This window comes from Corynebacterium argentoratense, assembly GCF_021491455.1.
In the GTDB taxonomy this organism is placed as follows: Bacteria; Actinomycetota; Actinomycetes; order Mycobacteriales; family Mycobacteriaceae; genus Corynebacterium; species Corynebacterium argentoratense_A.
In genome coordinates this window covers 1-1467 of sequence record NZ_JAKETN010000010.1, presented here as the reverse complement: position 1 = coordinate 1467, position 1467 = coordinate 1, and the positions used below count along the sequence as shown (strand labels likewise).

Annotated in this window: 1 protein-coding gene; it reads left to right on the top strand. The window is 63.1% G+C overall.

Annotated features, from left to right (window positions below):
* The first annotated feature begins 139 nt into the window (after positions 1-139).
* The gene (locus L1C91_RS09375) at positions 140-1453 is read left to right on the top strand and encodes an ISL3 family transposase (protein ID WP_234859044.1); all 1314 of its coding nucleotides are present in this window, start codon (positions 140-142) and stop codon (positions 1451-1453) included.
* Positions 1454-1467 lie beyond the last annotated feature (14 nt).

The following is a 1467-nucleotide window of genomic DNA, read 5'->3' as shown; positions in this document are numbered from 1 at the left end:
AGGCTCTTCCGGTTTCGGAGTGCGTAGCGGGGTGAAGAAGACCACGGTGGGTTCAGCGGGTCACCACAACATATAGGGGTCCCCGGTGTGAAGATGAAAGTTCCTACACAATCATCTGAACACACCAGGGACCCGCACCGTGAAGCCTACTGGCAACCTCGTCGCCGACACCATCTGCCGCACCGCCGAGATCGGCTTGACGATCACCGGTGCCGCCGACGCGGGCACCATCACCATCATCGATGCCGCACCGGTGGCCGTGAGCAATACCTGCCCCGAGTGCGGGCACCCAGGGAAGCTACGCGATCACATCCTCCGCCGGCTCGTTGATCGTCCCGTCGTCGGCTTCCCCACCCGCCTGGATGTCCGCGTTCCCCGCTTCCTGTGCACAGCCACGTCGTGTCCGAGGAAGATCTTCCAGACATCCCTGGCCTGCGCGGATGACGGATCCAAGCTCACCCACCGCGTCACCCGCTGGATCCTCCAGCGCCTGGCGATTGACCGGATGAGTGTCTCTGCCACCGCCAAAGCACTCGGCATCGGCTGGGACCTGGTCAACCAGGTCGCACTCGATGCCTGCCGCCAGCTTGTCTACGACGACCCGCACCACCTGGACGGGGTGCGCATCCTCGGCGTCGATGAACATGTCTGGAAGCACACTCGAAAGCCCGGTCAGCCGTCGAACCTGGTGACCATCCTCGTCGACCTCACCCCACTGGTCGACGGACGTGGTCCGGCCCGACTGCTGGACCTGCGTCCCGGACGCAGTGCGGAAGTGCTGCGCACCTGGCTGCAGGAACGCGACCCTAGCTTCCGCAGCCAAGTGCAGGTGGTGACCATGGATGGCTTCACCGGCTACGCCTCCGCCGTCGACCAGGTCCTCCCGGACGCGACCAAGGTGATGGATCCGTTTCACGTAGTCCATCTGGCTGCCGACAAGCTCACCGGCTGTCGGCAGCGACTCCAACGAGAGACCACCGGACGACGCGGACGCAAAGACGACCCGCTGTACAAGTACCGCCGGACCTTGTTGACCAGGACGAACTACCTCACGCAGCGGCAGAAACAACGACTCGACCTGTTATGGGCCACCGACGATGACTACGTGGCACTCGAGGTGACCTGGCTGTTCTACCAGGACATGATCGCGGCGTACGGGCATCCGAAGAAATCAGAGGGCAAGAAGCTCATGAGCCGGGTGATCAACAGCCTGCGTAAGGGACTACCCGCAGGTCTGGAGGAGCTCGCCCAACTGGGGCGCACCTTGTGGCGCCGACGTGAGGACGTGTTGGCCTACTTCGATATCGGCGCGTCCAACGGGCCGGTCGAATCCATCAACGGCAGGCTCGAGCACCTGCGCGGGATCGCCCTGGGCTTCAGGAATCTCAACCACTACATCTTGCGGTGCTTGATCCACTCCGGACAGCTGCAGGGGAAGATCAACGCACTCTAAAAACGGAAGAGCCA